This is a genomic window from Ureibacillus endophyticus (assembly GCF_024159215.1).
Lineage (GTDB): Bacteria > Bacillota > Bacilli > Bacillales_A > Planococcaceae > Ureibacillus > Ureibacillus endophyticus.
Genome location: NZ_JAMYWW010000001.1, coordinates 1013986 through 1031715, shown reverse-complemented (window position 1 = coordinate 1031715; position 17730 = coordinate 1013986). Strand labels below are relative to the sequence as shown.

Sequence of the window (17730 nt, the reverse complement as noted above, 5' to 3'; positions counted from 1 at the left end):
GCTGCAAATATGCAATATTAGCTTCTAACTTTACTATCCCCTATAAACGCAAAATTCCACCATAAATGGTGAAATTAAAATTTGAACACAGTTCAGTGGGATAATTTGGATAATCTTACAAACAGAAAAGAGCGGGAAAATAACCCACTCTTTGCTGTAAAAACTATCAACAAATTATTACAATAACAATAGCATAAACTTTTATTAAATGCAAATTTACACTATTTTGTGTCTTAATTGACATTTACAAAACTTAGAATAATGAGAGTTGGTTAGCATCTGGAAGTCCATCTAAACAACCAAGCGTATCTAAATATTCAATAATTGTTTTAGAAACCCTACCGCGCTGTTGTAAATCTTCCTTCGATAAAAATTCTTTTTCCTCTCTTGCTGCAACGATTGCTTTGGCAACGTTTGTACCAAGTCCAGGGATTGCATCAAATGGAGGAATCAATGAATTTCCATCAATTATAAATTCACTCGCTTTAGAACGGTAAAGATCCACTTTCTTAAAGCTCATTCCACGCTCACACATTTCTAGAGCTAGTTCTAGAACCGTTAATAAGTCTTTTTCCTTTTTCGATGCTTCTAGCCCTTTTGCGTTAATCTCATCAATTCGTGAACGAATCACCGCAGAACCTTGTGTCATTGCTATTAGATCAAAGTCACTTGCACGAACAGTAAAGTAAGCAGCGTAATATAAGATAGGATGATGCACTTTAAACCAAGCTATACGTACTGCCATTAAAACATATGCAGCTGCATGGGCTTTCGGGAACATGTACTTGATTTTTTTACATGAATCAATGTACCATTCAGGAACTTTTTGTGCACGCATTTCAGCTTCCATTTCTTCTGTTAAGCCTTTCCCCTTACGAACAGATTCCATAATTTTGAAGGCAAAACTTGGCTCTAATCCTTGATAGATTAAATAAACCATAATATCATCACGACAACCGATTACTTCAGATAATACACAAGTTCCACTATTAATCAGTTCCTGTGCATTTCCAAGCCATACGTCTGTACCGTGTGAAAGTCCAGAAATTTGTACAAGTTCACTAAATGTTGAAGGCTTTGTTTCTTCTAACATTTGGCGAACAAAACGAGTTCCGAATTCCGGTATCCCTAATGTTCCCGTTTTACAACCAATTTGTTCTTCTGTAACACCTAATGACTTCGGTGTAGAGAAAATTTTCATTACCTCTGGATCATCTGTTGGGACAGTTTTCGGATCAATACCTGATAAATCCTGTAACATCCTAATCACTGTCGGATCATCGTGCCCTAGTATATCAAGTTTTAATACATTATCGTGGATAGAATGGAAATCAAAATGAGTTGTTCTCCACTCCGCATCCTGGGCATCAGCTGGATATTGAACCGGGGTGAAATCGTAAATATCCATATAATCTGGAACAACAATAATACCACCCGGGTGCTGTCCTGTTGTTCTTTTTACCCCTGTACATCCTTGTACAAGTCGATCAACTTCAGCCCCACGATATGTAATATTGTTATCTGTTCCATACCCTTTTACATAACCATATGCTGTTTTCTCTGCAACCGTACCAATCGTTCCTGCACGATACACATAATCTTCACCAAACAACACTTTTGTATAGTTATGGGCATGGGGTTGGTATTCCCCAGAAAAGTTTAAATCAATATCTGGTACTTTATCTCCTTTAAATCCTAAGAAAGTCTCAAACGGGATATCTTGTCCATCTTTCTTATATTGCGCACCACATTTCGGACACTCTTTATTTGGCAAGTCAAAACCACTACCAACTGAACCATCATCAAAGAACTCCGCATTTTTACAGTTTGGACAAATATAGTGCGGTGGCAATGGATTTACTTCGGTAATTTCCATAAACGTTGCCACAAGGGATGAACCAACAGATCCACGAGAACCTACTAAATAACCATCTGATAATGATTTTTTTACGAGTTTAGCAGAAATTAAATAAATAACTCCAAAACCATTACCTAAAATAGATTTTAATTCTTTTTCAATTCTGGCCTTCACAATTTCAGGTAATTCTTCACCATAGATTTTATGTGCCATTTCGTAGGTTAAATTAGTTACCTCTTCATCCGAACCTTCAATTTTAGGTGTATACAATTCATCTTTAATCGGTTTAACATCGCCAACCATATCCGCAATTTTTTGAGTGTTTGTTACGACGATCTCTTTTGCCAGATCTGGTCCTAAAAAATCAAACTCCTTTAACATTTCATCTGTTGTACGGAAATGAACAGCAGGCAATTTATAGCGATTTAATGAATTGGCCCCACCTTGAGAACCAACTAAAATTTGTCTAAATACAGAATCAGTTTCATGTAAATAATGGACGTTACCAGTTGCAACAACAGGTTTCCCCATTTTTTTGCCTAGTTTCACTAATTTACGAATAATATCTTCTAAGTTCCATTCATCATGAATGACTCCACCTTCAATTAATTGGGAGTAAACCGGCTTTGGTTGAACTTCAATGTAATCATAAAACTCTGCTACTTTTTCCGCTTCTTCTGGTGATTTGTTCATCATCGTTTCAAAAAGCTCACCATTACTACAACCAGAACCGATAATCAATCCTTTTCGAAGATTAATTAAATCGGATCGTCGAATTCTCGGAACCCGGTAATACGTTTGTGTATGGGCAATAGAAATAAGCTTAAATAAATTTTTCAATCCATCATTATCAGTAGCTAAAATTGTACAGTGATATGGACGAGATTGTTTGTAACTTTCATTTTTATTAATCTGCTTATTAAATTCATCATGATAATGAATTCCTTGTTCTTTTGCATCCTTCAGTAAATGTAGCATTAATTCACCGGTTGCTTCTGTATCATAGATAGCGCGGTGATGTTGAGTTAATTCAATACCATAACGTTTACAAAGCGTATTTAAACGATGACTTTTCAACGTAGGATTTAAAAAACGAGACAATTCTAACGTATCGATAACAGGGTGTACAACGCCTGTAATGCCCGCTTTTTCATATGCCGTATATAAGAAGCCAATATCAAAAGATGCATTGTGGGCTACTACAATAGCGTCTCCGATAAATTCTTTAAACTCTGTTACAACTTGATCCACTTCTGGTGCATCTCGAAGCATATCATCTGTAATATGTGTTAATTCGATAATTTTCGCAGATAAAGGTCTATGAGGGTTAGCAAATCGTTCGAATCGTTCAATAACTTTTCCCTCTTTAATTTTTACTGCTGCAAGCTCGATGATTGTATCGTATGCAGTTGAAAGACCAGTTGTCTCAACGTCAAATACAACAAATGTCGCATCATCTAAATTAATATGCTGTTCGGCATAAGCAATGGGTGACCCATCATCCACTAAGTTTGCTTCCACACCATAAATAATTTTAATGCCATGTTTTTTCCCAGCAGAATATGCTTCTGGGAATGCCTGTGCTACTGCATGATCAGTAATAGCGATGGCAGGGTGCCCCCATTTTGCAGCTTGGCCAACCAGCTGATCAACAGGAGTAACTGCATCCATTTGACTCATTGGAGTATGAAGATGTAGCTCAACTCGTTTTTCTCCTTCTGGTGCTAAATCCTTTCTCGACTCCTTATGAATCTCGTTAATATCATTCGCCATAATTACTAAGTCACGAACAAATGTATCGTTTTGAACAGATCCACGAACTTTAATCCACATACCCTTTTTCAATTTATTCATCATTTCAGGATCTTCTTTATCCCTAGAAAACATTTTAACTAAAATGGAATCGGTATAATCTGTCATTTTAAGTTCTAATAATGAACGACCACTCTTTAATTCTTTTATTTCAACCGCAAACACATAACCTTCAATGACTACACGACGCTCTTCTTCAATAATACTTCGAATTTCTCGAATTTCAGTATCTTTAATATGTTGACCAAGTTGGAACGGCCCAGTTGGTACAGCTTCAGGTGTATCATTTTTAACTTGTTCTCTATTTTGGAAATCTTCCATTGCTTGTCTAGCAAGTGCTTCCTCTTCTAATTGTCTTTGTTCCATATATAAGGCTTGAGCTTCTTTCATTTCATCTGTTGCCTCTATTAATTGAACATCAACAGACAGAGGAGGAAACCCAACACTTTGAAAAGCTTCAGAAATCTTTTGCGTATATTTTGATTTCAACGTTAACTGTTCCATTTCTAACATACATGTCACAATTAATTTATTACCGTTCCATGTAGGAATTTGAGAAAATAATCGTTCCTTTATCGGTGGAGAAGCATCTAAGTGTTCAAGGGATGTTAACCAATAATCAGTAACTAACTGTTCATTGATTACTGGATTTCGTGCTTCAATTTTAAACTGCACTTGCGCTATATGAGAGAATTGTTCATTTAATCTAGTTCGAAAAAGTTGATAAAGTTGAAAAGGTAATATATTTTCGAGTTTAATGTGGAAACACCAATTTCTCTTTTTCTGATGAACAGTGAGTCGAGTGAGTTCTCCATGTTCAAAATAGGACATATAGACGTCTTCCGTTAATTGTAATTGTTGTAATAAGGTTAAAAATCTATCTCTAGCTTCTTTAACTTCTGACAAGAAACTCACCTCTTCTTTTTAAATAATTATAGAAAGGAAGTACAAGGTTGTACTTCCTGAAAGTTTAGTTATATGAATTCGTTCGGAAGAATTCATTTAATCGGTCAATCAATTCTTCTTTTGCCCATTCGAAAGTTTCACCTGTCGAACGTATTTTAACTTCTACAATACCTTCGTTCGCTCTTTTGCCAATCATGACTCTTACTGGAAGACCAATTAAATCCGCATCTGTAAACTTTACCCCCGGACTTTCATGTCGATCGTCAAAGAGTACATCAAAATGATATGAACTTAAAATATTGTATAGCTCAGTTGATAAGTTCCATTGAACTTCATCTTCGCGGTTAATCGGAATTAGATGAATATCATATGGAGATAAATGGGTTGGCCACACAAAACCATTATCATCTTGGTATTTTTCAGCCAAAATAGCAAGTAACCTAGAAACACCTAATTGGTAGCTCCCCATTAAAATTGGATTTGAATTATCATTTTCATCAACAAAGTTCGCATTAAACTTTTCTGAAAAGAATGTTCCTAATTTTATTACACGTCCAATTTCATGTCCATATATATATTGTGTAATTCCAACCCCGTCTGGTGAAATTTCACCTTCTTTAATATATCGTAAATCTGCGTAGGTATTAATGGCAAAATCACGCTCTGGGTTTACATTCATATAATGATAGCCTTCTTCATTTGCTCCTGTAACTGCATTGTTTAATGTTTGGATTGCAAAATCTGCATACACTTTTATGTTAATTGGAAGCTTGATTGGGCCAATTGAACCTGGTGAACAATCAAGAAGCTTAATAATTTCCTCTTCAGTTGCTAAGCGCAAAAATGTTGCATTATGAACTTTTTTTAATTTAAATTCATTTACTTGATGATCTCCCCGCACTAAAACAACAACAAACTCATCATCTATTACATATACAAGCGTTTTAATACAACTTTCAGGTGAGATATTAAAGTATAAACAAAGATCTTTAATAGTTTTTACTTCAGGTGTAGAAACTTTTTCTAATGATTTCTGTACTTCTTTTATCTCATCCGTATTTTGAGTCACTTTTGCAACTTCAATATTTGCTACGTAATTTGATTCATTTGATTTTACAATAATGGTATCACCAAACTCAGAAGGGATAATAAATTCCTGTGATTGAATTTCTCCTTTAATTCCTGAATCAGCATCTACAATGTGGTAGTTTAATCTTAATCGATTTAAAATATTTGTATAAGCTTGTAAAATTCGCTCATAGGTTGCACTTAAACTTTCTTCATTCTCATGGAAGGAATATATATCATTTATATAAAATTCACGACTTCTTAATAAACCAGTTCGTGATTTTTTTTCGTCACGATATGCCATTTGAATTTGATATAGAATCAATGGTAATTTTTTATATGTTTTAATTTCATCACGAATTAACATTGTTACTACTTCCTCGTGGGATGGTGCAAGTAAAAGATCACGTTTATCTTTGTCCGTTAATGTGAATAACTCATCTTTAAAATGATGGATTCTTTCAGATAGTTCCCAAATGTCATGGGATTGAAGTGTTGACAGGGAGATTTCAATCGCCCCTAAAGCTTCAATCTCCTCTCGAACAATATTTTCGATTTTTGTGAGCAACCGTTTAGCTAAAGGTAAGTACGAATATACCCCATATGTACTTGGTTTTAAAAACCCTGCACGAAGTAACATTTTATAGGATTTCACTTCAATGTCGGATGGTACTTCACGCATGGTTGGAATTAGCGTTAAACTTTGTTTCATAAGTGCTCCACCTTTTTTCCTCACTTATTTACACCCATTAGCTCTTAAGAATTATGCATAACACTCGTAAATGGAAAATGTTTATTTTATATATGTTGATAAAAAAGATAAACCTTATTCATTTGGATTTTACCATAAATGAATAAGGTTTAGTTATAGATTCGTGCTAATTAGAAGAAGAACAGCTTAATATCTTTCCAAGTTACAATGACCATTAAAATCATAAGCAATACAATACCGACAAAGTGTACAAGTCCTTCTTTTTGTCGATCAACAGGTTTTCCTCGTAATGCTTCGATACCGAAGAATAATAGTCGGCCACCATCTAATGCAGGCAATGGTAATAAGTTCATAATTCCAAGATTAATACTTAATACTGCAGCCCAATTCATTAAATTGTAGATTCCATACTGAGCAACTTCTTCTGTTGCCTTATAGATTCCCACTGGACCTGAAAGTGCATCAATGTCAAAATTAACAACGATTAAATCGTATAACAATGTAAAGATTAATGTTGAAAATTCTACAGTTTGTTTAGCACCAAACACAATGGCGTCTAGTATATTCGCATCTTTAATCGGACTATAAACACCAATTTGGCCAATAGTTTGTCCATCTTCTGTTTCAAATGGTTTCGGAGTTATTTTCAGTTCTTTAGCTTGTCCATCTCGATCAATTTCAAATGACAAAGCTTTTCCTGGATTTTGTTGGACAATACCAACTAAATCATCCCAACTCGAAACTGATTTACCATTAATTTCTTTAACGACGTCACCATCTTGTAATCCTGCCACTTCAGCAGGAGATCCATCAACCACATTTTTGATAACAGGATCTGAAATTGGGATTCCTGTTAAAAGTGCAAGAGCAATAAAAATAACAAATGCAAGGATGAAATTAAATAAAGGTCCGGCAAAAATGGCCATTGCCCTTTGCCCAACAGTTTTAGAATTAAATTGACGATCAAGTGGGGCAATAATTGTTTCAGTTCCATTTTCAACAATAATCGCTTCTCTTGAAACATCAATTCTCACTAAATTATCCTCTTCATCATAACCTTCTATCCATAAACCATCTTCTAAATCTGAACGTTCAACTTCTAAAAATAAAACATTGGGATTTTGAACTTTTTGATTCAAATAGATTTTTTCTGCAACATTATCTCTATTTAATATCAGGCCAACACGATACCCTGGCTGAAGTTCAATTTTATCTACATCTTCTCCAGCCATTCGTACATAACCACCAATGGGTAATAAACGAATGGTATACATCGTTTCACCCTTCATCATTCCAAAGATTTTTGGACCCATTCCTATTGCAAACTCTCGTACTAATATTCCCGCTCGTTTGGCAAATATAAAGTGACCGAGTTCATGGAAAAATACTAGTGATCCAAAAACGATGATAAATGCTATAACGGTTTGCATACTATCCCACCTTTAAAGAGCAAGTTTACATATTCTATGCTCACTCTATCTATTTTACCATGCTTTCTACTGTTTTTCTTGTTTCTCTATCTACATGTAAAATCGTTTCTAAATCTGGTTGTAAGATATTATGATGGTCATTCATAATTTGTTCTATCATTTCGTCTATCTGTAAGAATGTTATTTTCTCTTGTAAAAATAACGCGACAGCAGCTTCATTGGCCGCATTCATAGCAGTTAAGATTGTACCTCCTGCTCGTCCAGCATCAAAAGCAAGCTTTAATGCACGGTAACGGTCAAAATCAACTTCTCTAAAATGCAATTGTCCAATTTCAGCTAAATTTAATCTTTTTCCACCTACTAAAGGTAAACGGTCTGGATAACTTAAAGCGTATTGAATTGGAACACGCATATCTGGTGTACCAAGCTGAGCAATCACACTTGTATCATGATACTCAACTAATGAGTGAATAATACTTTCTCTATGTAATAAAACGTCAATTTTTTCAAATGGAAGATCGAACAAAACGTGGGCTTCGATAACTTCTAGCCCTTTATTCATCATTGTTGCAGAATCAATTGTAATTTTAGCCCCCATCGACCAATTTGGATGGTTTAATGCATCTTTTACTGTTACATTTTTAAGTTCTTCACGTGTTTTGTCTCGGAATGAACCCCCTGATGCAGTTAATATAATACGTTCAACTTGTTTCGGATTTTCACCATTCATTGATTGGAAAATAGCTGAGTGCTCACTATCAACAGGCAAAATTGGTACATTATATTTTTTAGCCTCTGCCATTACAAGGTGACCTGCTGTAACTAAAGTCTCTTTATTCGCAATCGCTATTGTTTTTCCCATACGAATTGCTGCAAGGGTTGATTCTAAACCTACACTACCTAAGACCGCATTAACCAACACTTGTGATTCTGGATGAGTAGCTACTTCTACTAATCCCTTTGATCCATAAGTGAAATGTATTTGTGGAAACTCTTTTTGTAATGTTCTCGCATCTACTTCATCCTGAACAGATACTAGTTCTGGATTTAAACGATTAATAATTGAACGTGTTTTTTCGATGTTTTTCCCAGCAGAAAATGCAACAAGTTTGAACTCATCTGGGTGACTACATAAAATATCAAATGTTTGCCATCCAATCGAACCTGTTGCACCTAAAAGGCTAATTTTTTTCAAAATCTTTCTTCCTTTCAACACTGACATTCGTGCAGTAATTATTTATACAAATTGTAAAAAATGCAACAATGGTAGTACAAAGATTAAGCTATCAAAGCGATCTAGTATTCCACCGTGTCCAGGTAATATTTTTCCTGAATCTTTTACATCATAATGTCTTTTAATTGCAGACTCTACTAAGTCGCCTAACTGACCAAATATTGAGGCAAAAATCGTAATAACAATTAATGCAATCCAAGAATCAGTTAATGGATAGATAAACTGCATGGCACAAGCAAATACAACAGCTGCAATAATACCACCTAAAAACCCTTCGATTGTTTTATTTGGAGAGATTTCAGGCCATAGTTTCTTTTTGCCTAATTTACGACCAATAAAATACGCTCCTGAATCTGTAGTCCATACAATAAGTAACGCAAATATAATGAATTGTAATCCTGCATTACGTGTCTCAATTAAATAATAAAAACCTATTCCAACATATAGAGCACTAAGTAAAATAAACCCTACTTCATCAAATGTAAAATGATTTTTTACAACAACTGTGTAAATTAATAGTAGTACAACAGCAATCATTAAAAACTCTAATTTAGAATATGATGTCAAATCCATTAATTTAATTGTGTATTTTTCAGGTAATAAAATTGAAAATACAGTCAGAAGGCCAATAATGCCTGGTATGGATACAATCGGAATTTCCTTCATCCTTAAAAGTTCATATAAACCAACAGCTGCAATAACATAAACTAAAATTGTAAAAGGTAAGTTACCATAAATTACAAATGGTATAAATAATGCTGCAGCTATAATTGCTGTGATAATACGTTGCTTCAATTAATTTCTTCCCCTTTCAACCCACCGTAGCGACGATTACGCTTTTGAAAGGCGTGAATTGCTTCCATTAGAGTTTCCTCATTAAAATCAGGCCAAAGCGTATCAGTAAACCAAAACTCCGTATAGGCGAGTTGCCATAACATAAAATTACTAAGTCGAACTTCACCACTAGTACGAATAAGCAAATCTGGTTCAGGTAACTGCGATGTCATTAAATAATTAGTAATAGTACTTTCATCTATTGAGTCGACATTTAGATTTCCCTTACTCACTTCTACCATTATATCCTTCATTGCACGTACTATTTCAGCTCGACTACCATAATTCATAGCAAAATTTAAAATTAATCCACTGTTATTTTTCGTTCTTTCCATCGCTTCATTTAAAACTGTTTGGGTACTTGTAGGTAATGCCCCTTTTTCACCCATCATTTGCACTCGAATATTTCGTTCCATTATTTCCGGCATAAATGATTTTAAAAACTTTTCAGGTAACCCCATAAGATAGTCTACCTCGGATTTAGGACGTTTCCAGTTCTCCGTTGAAAACGCGTAAAGTGTTAACACTTTAATCCCTAAATCATCTGCGCATCGAGCAATTTTACGAACGGTTTTCATACCTTCATGGTGCCCAGCAACTCTAGGTAGCGCTCTTTTTTTAGCCCAACGTCCATTTCCGTCCATAATGATTGCGATATGAGATGGGATTAAGTCATTATTAGAAAGATTTTGTTGTTCCTTCAAAGATTTCTTTTCTTTTTTGGACTTTCCAAATATATTTTTGAGCATTCTATTCCCCCACCTGCCAACATTTTGGACGTATTCTTAATAATCATATCAAAAACAAATGTTTGTGTCGCTTTTTTCTTATAAAACATTACGTAAAAATGTACGAATTGGTTTATATGTATGAAAAATTTAAAACTTGTATAACAAAACAAATATTTAAAGTTATGGTTCATTTTATACTTTTTACAAATTTGATATTGTGACATTTGATTCGTTTTCTTAACCAAGAAAAAGACGTCCTAATAGAAAGGACGTCCTCATCTAAAAATTGTTCACTTTATGTCCTGCTCTACACCTAAAAAGGTTTAGAGAGATTTATCCTATTAAGAATTTATACTGACAAAATTTCTTTTTCTTTTTCTTTAGTTAATTGATCAACTTTTACAATGTAATCGTCTGTCAATTTCTGAATATCGTCGCCATAGCCACGTAAATCATCTTCTGTAATTTCGCCATTTTTCTCTAATTTTTTCAAATCATCATTAGCATCACGACGAACATTACGAACTGCAATTTTCGCATCTTCTGCTTCTTTTTTAACAACTTTTACAAGTTCTTTACGGCGTTCCTCAGTTAATGCTGGAATCGCTAGACGAATCACATTACCATCGTTCGTTGGTGTAATTCCGATATCTGATTTCATAATTGCTTTTTCGATTTCACCTAAAATTGATTTATCATAAGGTGTAATTACAAGTAAACGTGCTTCTGGAGTAGCAACACCAGCCAATTGATTGATTGGAGTAGGAGCTCCGTAGTAATCAACTGAAATGCGATCTAAAAGTGATGCGTTTGCACGACCTGCTCGAATTGAAGCTAATTCACGACTAAATGCAGCAATTGATTTTTCCATTTTTTCTTTTGCTTGTGCTAATACTTGTTTAGGCATTAAACATTCCTCCTAACCACTGTACCAATTTTATCACCTAGTACGGCGCGTTTAATATTTCCTTTATCCATAATAGAGAATACTATTAAAGGTATGTCGTTGTCCATACATAATGTGGATGCTGTGGAATCCATTACTTGTAATCCTTGTTGAATTACCTCTAAATATGTGAGTGTGTCATACTTAACAGCAGTACTATCTGTTTTAGGATCAGCAGAATATACACCATCTACATTATTTTTTGCCATTAAAATTGCGTCCGCATCAATTTCAGCAGCACGTAAAGCAGCTGTTGTGTCAGTTGAGAAGAATGGGTTTCCAGTACCTGCAGCAAAAATGACAACACGTTTCTTTTCTAAATGACGTACAGCTTTTCGACGAATATAAGGTTCTGCAACTTGTGTCATAACGATAGAAGATTGTACGCGCGTTTCTATGTTTAGTTTCTCTAACGAATCTTGTAATGCTAATGAGTTCATAACTGTTGCAAGCATACCCATATAATCAGCAGAAGCACGGTCCATACCCATTTCGCTTCCGACCTTACCTCTCCATATATTACCGCCGCCAACAACTACTGCAACTTCTACACCTAATTCAACTACTTCTTTAATATCTTCAGCAACAGATTTGATTATTTTTGGTGATAAACCAAAGCCTGCTTCACCTGCTAATGCTTCACCGCTAATTTTAATTACTACTCGTTTATATTGTGGCACACTCATAGGAAACCTCCGTTAACTCTAATTTAAAATTCGACCAAAATCTAACAATATCTTGAAAAATAGGGAACACGTAAAATGTGCTCCCTATTTCTTTTGTGCTAAAACACAATATTAGATTGGATTAGTTACCTTTAACTTGGTTCATTACTTCTTCAGCGAAGTTATCTTCACGTTTTTCGATACCTTCACCAACAGCATAACGAACGAATGATGTTACGTTTCCGCCAGTTGTTTTTACGAAATCACGAACTTTTTGGTCAGAATTTTTAACGAAAGTTTGGTCTAATAAGCAAATTTCTTCGAAGTATTTACCAAGACGACCTTCTACCATTTTTGCAACGATATTTTCAGGTTTTCCTTCGTTTAATGCTTGCTCTGTTAAAATTTTACGTTCGTGAGCGATTTCTTCTTCAGAAACTTCATCACGTGAAACATATTTAGGATTAATTGCAGCGATGTGCATAGCAACATCTTTAGCAGCAGCTTCATCAGTAGAACCTTCAAGAACTACTAATACACCAATTCTTCCGCCCATGTGTAGGTAAGAACCAAATGCATCGCTGTCGTTTTTAGTTTTGATTTCGAAACGACGAAGAGTAATTTTTTCTCCGATTGTAGCAACTGCTGTAGAAATTTGGTCAGCAATTTTTACACCTTCTGCATTTTTAACTTCTAATGCAGCTTCTACAGATTCTGGTTTAGCAGCTAAAATTTGTTGAGCTAATTCAGAAACTAATGTTTGGAATTTATCATTTTTAGCAACGAAGTCAGTTTCAGCGTTTACTTCAAGAATAACTGCTTCATTACCTTCTGATAAGATATAAGTAGTACCTTCAGCAGCGATACGGTCAGCTTTTTTAGCAGCTGAAGAAAGACCTTTTTCACGTAATAAATCGATAGCAGCTTCGATGTTACCGTCAGTTTCTACTAAAGCTTTTTTGCAGTCCATCATACCTGCGCCAGTTTTTTCACGTAGTTCTTTTACTAATTGTGCAGTAATTGCCATTTGAAGTATCCTCCTTGAGTTAGATAAAGATTAAATATAGTATTAGCAAATATTTCTAGTTTATTACTTTAAAAAAAGGTGATAAGGGTTTCATCCACTTATCACCTTTTGTAGGCATCTAAAGAAGTTTAATACTTCCTAAGATGCTTATTGCAGCTAAGGCTTATCATAAGAAACTTAGGCGTAAAGCCAAGTTTCTAGTAGTGAATTACTCAGCAACTACTACTTCTTCAGCTGGAGCTTCAGATTCACCTTGTTTTGACTCAATAAGAGCATCAGCCATTTTTGCAGTTAATAATTTAACAGCGCGGATAGCATCGTCGTTTGCAGGGATTACGTAGTCGATTTCATCTGGATCACAGTTTGTATCAACAATACCTACGATAGGAATATTTAATTTACGTGCTTCAGCAACAGCGATACGCTCTTTACGTGGGTCAACCACGAACATAACATCAGGAATATCAGTCATATCACGAATACCGCCTAAGAATTTAACAAGACGTTCGTGTTCTTTTTTAAGTTGAATAACTTCTTTTTTAGGAAGGACTTCAAAAGTACCGTCTTCTTCCATTCTTTCGATTTCTTTCATACGAGCAACACGTTTTTGGATAGTACCGAAGTTTGTTAAAGTACCACCTAACCAACGTTGGTTGATATAGTAGTTACCAGAACGTTCTGCTTCTTCTTGGATAGCTTCTTGAGCTTGTTTTTTAGTACCAACGAAAAGTACTTTACCGCCATCTTGTCCAACTTGGCGCATGAAGTCATAAGCTTCCTCTAATTTTTTAACTGTTTTTTGTAAATCGATAATGTAGATACCGTTACGCTCAACAAAAATGTATTTTTTCATTTTTGGGTTCCAACGGCGAGTTTGGTGTCCAAAGTGTACACCAGCTTCAAGTAATTGTTTCATTGAAATTACTGACATGAATTTTTCCTCCTAATAGTTTGGTTATTTTCCTCCGCATTTTTCATTTGCAACAAGCTACTTTTTAATCAAAAAGCACCACTTACTGCATCAAAATGCGTGTGTAATTAACACCAATTGATAATATAACATACAACTTTATTCACTGCAACAATTTTTATGAATGGAATTTTAATAACAGTTCTATTTCAGTTTTTCCTTTGTTTGTTTCCTTTGCAATTTCCTCAATTGTTTTACCTGTTTTATATAGCTCTAGCACTTTATTTTCAAAGGTATCTGCAATAGTATCCTGTTTTATAGTTTCTTTTTGATGGGTAGAATCAATATTTTTTTGTTGTTGATATGCTTTCTTTGCTATATTGGGTAATATTGTTTTAGGTTGCACTAATACATCTTTAGATGGTGTAGAAATGATATCAATTGAATTAGAATGCTCCAAACTTTCTTTCATTTCAAAATTGGAGTTTTTTGATGATGGTTCTTCTTGGTTTACTTTTGATAATTCTTTAATTAAGCGATCATTTTCTTCACGCATTTCAATTAAATAAACACTAATCGCATCATCCATTTCTCTAATCAACTGTTCTTGTCTTACCTCTAAATCTTTAAATTTTGCAATTTTTGCATTTAATAAAATTATTAAATAAAATGAGATAAGTTGTGAAATGATGAGTATGATAATTAAAAAAAACATTCTTTTCTCCTATCCGCTAAAATCAATAAAATTTCCTTTATAAGGATGTTGGGCTTTTGGTTCTTTCTCTTTTGAATGTTTCTTGTTCTTCCCATTCCCATCATCATTATGATTACTACCATTCTCCTCATCAGTTATTTGATCTGTTTTTTCCGTATCTAAAACAGTAAATTGTTTTTTTTCAATTTCTTTCTTTAGTGCTTCATTCGCATTATGTTGTTGTTGAATGACATTTTGCTGATGTTGTTCTTGAACCTTACCTGCATCAAAAGTTTTAGGTATTGCAATTTGTAATTCAACCCCTTTTAAACTCATGAAATTCCTCCCTATGTATTTAACATTTCATTTGAAAGAAGTTTCCTTAGTTTCAATAACGCCTTTGAGTGAATCTGTGATATTCGTGAAGTAGATAATTCCAGTAGCTCACCAATTTCAGTAAGGGTCATTTCTTCTGTGTAAAATAAACTTAGTACAAGTTGTTCCTTGTCGTTGAGTTTCTTAATATTTTCTGCAAGATCATCGATTAATTCAGAATGGATTGCTACTTGTTCAGGAGTTTTCGTTTGATCATCTCTAATTACAAAAGCTTTGCCTTCTACCTCTTCTTGATCCTGTTGTTCATTGATTGATAAAACATTTGAAAAGAAATGTTCTTGAACGGTTTGATAAATTTCTTCAACTGGTAAATTCATATGTTCTGCAAGTTCTTCTGGCGTTGCGTGTCGCATTAGTTTTTGTTCTAGCAACTCTATTTGTGCTTCTAATTTTTTTGATTTTTCCCGAGCTGATCGTGGTAACCAATCTTCCTTTCTTAATCCGTCTATAATCGCTCCACGGACACGGAAAGAAGCATATGTATCAAATTTTAAATCACGATTTATGTCAAATTTATTTAATGCATCAAAAAGCCCCATCATACCTAGGCTCAGCAAATCATCACGGGAAACATTTTTAGGAAGGCCTACACCAATACGTTGAACATGATATGTTACAAGCGGTTTATACTTTTTTATCAGTAAATCTCCCGCATGAGGATCTCGATTATTTATCCAGCTATTCCAAAGTTTTTGCTCATCATCTAGCTTTAGTTGTACCATCTAAATCCCCCTCACTTTTAGCGATTTTCTACCAATTTATTATATCAAATCTGGTAAAAAAAACACACGCTTCTATAAGACTAAATAATTTCCCTAAGAATCCTATATTTTCATAATTGTAGTAATCTAGTATCACATTTTTATGATTATTAGAAAAAATGGAGAACTATAAGTTAAAAAATTGTAACATTCTAATCTTCATTGGCTCTTAGTAGAATTAAGAAGCGTGAAAAATATAAAAAAAAAGAGCTGTTATTTCAGCTCTTTTAATTTTGTACAGGTATATCTTGATTCATCATTGTTCGTACAACTTTTGCAATTTCTTCTGAACTTTCATCACTAAATTCTACTATTGTTGTATTGTCCAAACTGTCTATATTTTCACTATTTTGTTCTTGGATTTTATTAAGCTCTTCTTGAAACTCTTCAAAAATCCCTTCTTCAGGAGTATAAGTAATGTAAAATAAGAAATATCGAACAGGGAACATCATAATAAAAATAACAATAGCAACGATAAATGAACCTATCAAAATATGTGTTGGTGAATATGAGTTTAATAGAGTTACAAAGAAATAGATAGAAAATGCAATTAAGGAAGCCCAACAATTATAAAATATTGAACCAAACATCATATTACACACACTCCTTGATTCACTGTTCGAATACTTAGTTTGCAAGTTTCTGGATCAAATTCAATTGTTCTACCACTACTGCCTCCTGTATCTTCAGCTACAAGAGGTATTCCATTTCTTTGAAGTTCATTTTTCACTGCTTCAACATTACGTGGTCCAATTCGCATTGAATCCTTATCTGATGCAAATTTAAACATTTGAGCCCCACCAGCAATTTTTGCCTTTAATCTAAATACTTGTACACCTTCAAGTTTTAGCAGGTCGATTAATCCTTTAATACCTGTATCAGCAAACTTGGCAGCATTTATCGAATCCGTTCTTCCTAAACTAGAATCTGGTAACATGACATGCACCATACCAGCAATTTTTTTCATTTCATCATATAAAACGACCCCTACACAAGACCCTAATCCCGAAGTGCGAATTGTGTTGGGTATTTTTACTACATCCATTTGTGCAATTCCAACTTTAATAACATTGTTACTGATAAACGGTACCATCTCTACGATACTCCCAGAGCTTTAAATATAGTTTCAAACGAATCAGGGTCAGGCAATAAAAAGAAATGACCCTTTAATTCATTTGAATCTTCCATACCGTCTTCAAAAATGGATGTATTTATTACGATAACATGATCACTAACTTGCGAGATTTCAATTAAACCAATACTAATAATAGCTCCAAACATATCAACGCTTAAGCCTGGAACAGTAGGATAAATTTTTAAACCTGTAAAATCAGACAAGGCTGATAAGTATGAACCAGATAGGATATTCCCCATCTCTTGCATTGCGGAAAGTCCTATTTCGGAAATTTGGCTATCTCTAAGGCTGAATGAATCATCACAAATTAGTCGACGTATAAACTGATTTGCCTGCTCGATTGGTAAAATAAAGAACATGCTACCTTCTGCGTCCCCTTCAATCCGGAGAAAAATACCAACAACTGCTTTTTCAGCACCACCAGCAAATTCCATCATGTCATTAAATGAAACCATTTCCACCTTTGGAACTCGCATATCAATTTTTTTATTCAATAAATCTGAAAGTGCTGTGGCAGCATGAGCAGCACCTATATTTCCAATTTCTTTTAGTACATCTAGATGTAACGAAGTAATTTTTTGACCTTGATTCATTAATTTATCCCTACTTTA

Annotated in this window: 16 protein-coding genes; all 16 read right to left on the bottom strand. The window is 34.3% G+C overall.

Annotated features, from left to right (window positions below; translation table 11 throughout):
* Positions 1–253: 253 nt before the first annotated feature.
* Positions 254–4576 carry a PolC-type DNA polymerase III gene (locus NKR20_RS05030; protein WP_253424129.1) on the bottom strand — a complete coding sequence of 1441 codons (4323 nt, stop codon included), beginning with the start codon at positions 4574–4576 and terminating at the stop codon, positions 254–256.
* 64 nt (positions 4577–4640) lie between these two features.
* Positions 4641–6356: a proline--tRNA ligase gene (locus tag NKR20_RS05025; protein ID WP_253424126.1), complete on the bottom strand. Its 1716-nt coding sequence runs from the start codon at positions 6354–6356 to the stop codon at positions 4641–4643.
* A gap of 170 nt (positions 6357–6526) precedes the next feature.
* Positions 6527–7786 (bottom strand): RIP metalloprotease RseP, encoded by a 1260-nt coding sequence (gene rseP, locus NKR20_RS05020; RefSeq protein WP_253424122.1) that lies wholly within the window; start codon positions 7784–7786, stop codon positions 6527–6529.
* A gap of 49 nt (positions 7787–7835) precedes the next feature.
* Positions 7836–8981 carry a 1-deoxy-D-xylulose-5-phosphate reductoisomerase gene (gene dxr, locus NKR20_RS05015; protein ID WP_253424119.1) on the bottom strand — a complete coding sequence of 382 codons (1146 nt, stop codon included), beginning with the start codon at positions 8979–8981 and terminating at the stop codon, positions 7836–7838.
* A gap of 42 nt (positions 8982–9023) precedes the next feature.
* Positions 9024–9815, bottom strand: coding sequence for a phosphatidate cytidylyltransferase (locus NKR20_RS05010; RefSeq protein WP_253424117.1), 792 nt, complete (start codon positions 9813–9815; stop codon positions 9024–9026).
* Positions 9812–10603, bottom strand: a complete 792-nt coding sequence (locus NKR20_RS05005; RefSeq protein WP_253424114.1) for an isoprenyl transferase — start codon at positions 10601–10603, stop codon at positions 9812–9814. The genes NKR20_RS05010 and NKR20_RS05005 overlap by 4 nt, the downstream gene beginning before the upstream one ends.
* Before the next feature lie 331 nt (positions 10604–10934).
* On the bottom strand, positions 10935–11492 hold the full coding sequence (gene frr / locus NKR20_RS05000) for a ribosome recycling factor (protein ID WP_121213010.1): 558 nt from the start codon (positions 11490–11492) through the stop codon (positions 10935–10937).
* A complete protein-coding gene (gene pyrH, locus NKR20_RS04995) occupies positions 11492–12217 on the bottom strand; it encodes a UMP kinase (RefSeq protein WP_121213009.1) in 726 nt (241 codons plus the stop codon). Before pyrH ends, frr begins: the two co-directional genes overlap by 1 nt.
* A 121-nt stretch (positions 12218–12338) precedes the next feature.
* Positions 12339–13223 carry a translation elongation factor Ts gene (gene tsf, locus NKR20_RS04990; protein ID WP_121213008.1) on the bottom strand — a complete coding sequence of 295 codons (885 nt, stop codon included), beginning with the start codon at positions 13221–13223 and terminating at the stop codon, positions 12339–12341.
* Between the two features lie 208 nt (positions 13224–13431).
* Positions 13432–14154 (bottom strand): 30S ribosomal protein S2, encoded by a 723-nt coding sequence (gene rpsB, locus NKR20_RS04985; protein WP_121213007.1) that lies wholly within the window; start codon positions 14152–14154, stop codon positions 13432–13434.
* A 157-nt stretch (positions 14155–14311) separates the two neighbouring features.
* Entirely contained in the window at positions 14312–14848 is a 537-nt protein-coding gene (locus NKR20_RS04980) for a hypothetical protein (protein ID WP_253424112.1), read from the bottom strand.
* A gap of 9 nt (positions 14849–14857) precedes the next feature.
* The gene (locus NKR20_RS04975; RefSeq protein ID WP_121213005.1) at positions 14858–15163 is read right to left on the bottom strand and encodes an RNA polymerase subunit sigma; all 306 of its coding nucleotides are present in this window, start codon (positions 15161–15163) and stop codon (positions 14858–14860) included.
* An 11-nt stretch (positions 15164–15174) separates the two neighbouring features.
* Complete coding sequence (locus tag NKR20_RS04970; RefSeq protein ID WP_121213004.1) at positions 15175–15945, bottom strand: FliA/WhiG family RNA polymerase sigma factor; 771 nt, start codon at positions 15943–15945, stop codon at positions 15175–15177.
* Between the two features lie 266 nt (positions 15946–16211).
* Positions 16212–16577 (bottom strand): hypothetical protein, encoded by a 366-nt coding sequence (locus NKR20_RS04965; protein WP_253424109.1) that lies wholly within the window; start codon positions 16575–16577, stop codon positions 16212–16214.
* The gene (locus NKR20_RS04960) at positions 16574–17077 is read right to left on the bottom strand and encodes a chemotaxis protein CheD (protein WP_253424106.1); all 504 of its coding nucleotides are present in this window, start codon (positions 17075–17077) and stop codon (positions 16574–16576) included. Before NKR20_RS04960 ends, NKR20_RS04965 begins: the two co-directional genes overlap by 4 nt.
* A 2-nt stretch (positions 17078–17079) precedes the next feature.
* A complete protein-coding gene (locus tag NKR20_RS04955; protein WP_253424103.1) occupies positions 17080–17712 on the bottom strand; it encodes a chemotaxis protein CheC in 633 nt (210 codons plus the stop codon).
* Between the last annotated feature and the right edge of the window lie 18 nt (positions 17713–17730).

What these genes read in the sequence shown, in the direction of transcription:
- NKR20_RS05025 (WP_253424126.1), bottom strand. Translation starts at nt 6,356, where the DNA reads ATGAAACAAAGTTTAACGCTAATTCCAACCATGCGTGAAGTACCATCC.
- rseP (WP_253424122.1), bottom strand. Translation starts at nt 7,786, where the DNA reads ATGCAAACCGTTATAGCATTTATCATCGTTTTTGGATCACTAGTATTT.
- NKR20_RS05005 (WP_253424114.1), bottom strand. Translation starts at nt 10,603, where the DNA reads ATGCTCAAAAATATATTTGGAAAGTCCAAAAAAGAAAAGAAATCTTTG.
- frr (WP_121213010.1), bottom strand. Translation starts at nt 11,492, where the DNA reads ATGCCTAAACAAGTATTAGCACAAGCAAAAGAAAAAATGGAAAAATCA.
- pyrH (WP_121213009.1), bottom strand. Translation starts at nt 12,217, where the DNA reads ATGAGTGTGCCACAATATAAACGAGTAGTAATTAAAATTAGCGGTGAA.
- tsf (WP_121213008.1), bottom strand. Translation starts at nt 13,223, where the DNA reads ATGGCAATTACTGCACAATTAGTAAAAGAACTACGTGAAAAAACTGGC.
- rpsB (WP_121213007.1), bottom strand. Translation starts at nt 14,154, where the DNA reads ATGTCAGTAATTTCAATGAAACAATTACTTGAAGCTGGTGTACACTTT.
- NKR20_RS04980 (WP_253424112.1), bottom strand. Translation starts at nt 14,848, where the DNA reads ATGTTTTTTTTAATTATCATACTCATCATTTCACAACTTATCTCATTT.
- NKR20_RS04975 (WP_121213005.1), bottom strand. Translation starts at nt 15,163, where the DNA reads ATGAGTTTAAAAGGGGTTGAATTACAAATTGCAATACCTAAAACTTTT.
- NKR20_RS04970 (WP_121213004.1), bottom strand. Translation starts at nt 15,945, where the DNA reads ATGGTACAACTAAAGCTAGATGATGAGCAAAAACTTTGGAATAGCTGG.
- NKR20_RS04965 (WP_253424109.1), bottom strand. Translation starts at nt 16,577, where the DNA reads ATGATGTTTGGTTCAATATTTTATAATTGTTGGGCTTCCTTAATTGCA.
- NKR20_RS04960 (WP_253424106.1), bottom strand. Translation starts at nt 17,077, where the DNA reads ATGGTACCGTTTATCAGTAACAATGTTATTAAAGTTGGAATTGCACAA.
- NKR20_RS04955 (WP_253424103.1), bottom strand. Translation starts at nt 17,712, where the DNA reads ATGAATCAAGGTCAAAAAATTACTTCGTTACATCTAGATGTACTAAAA.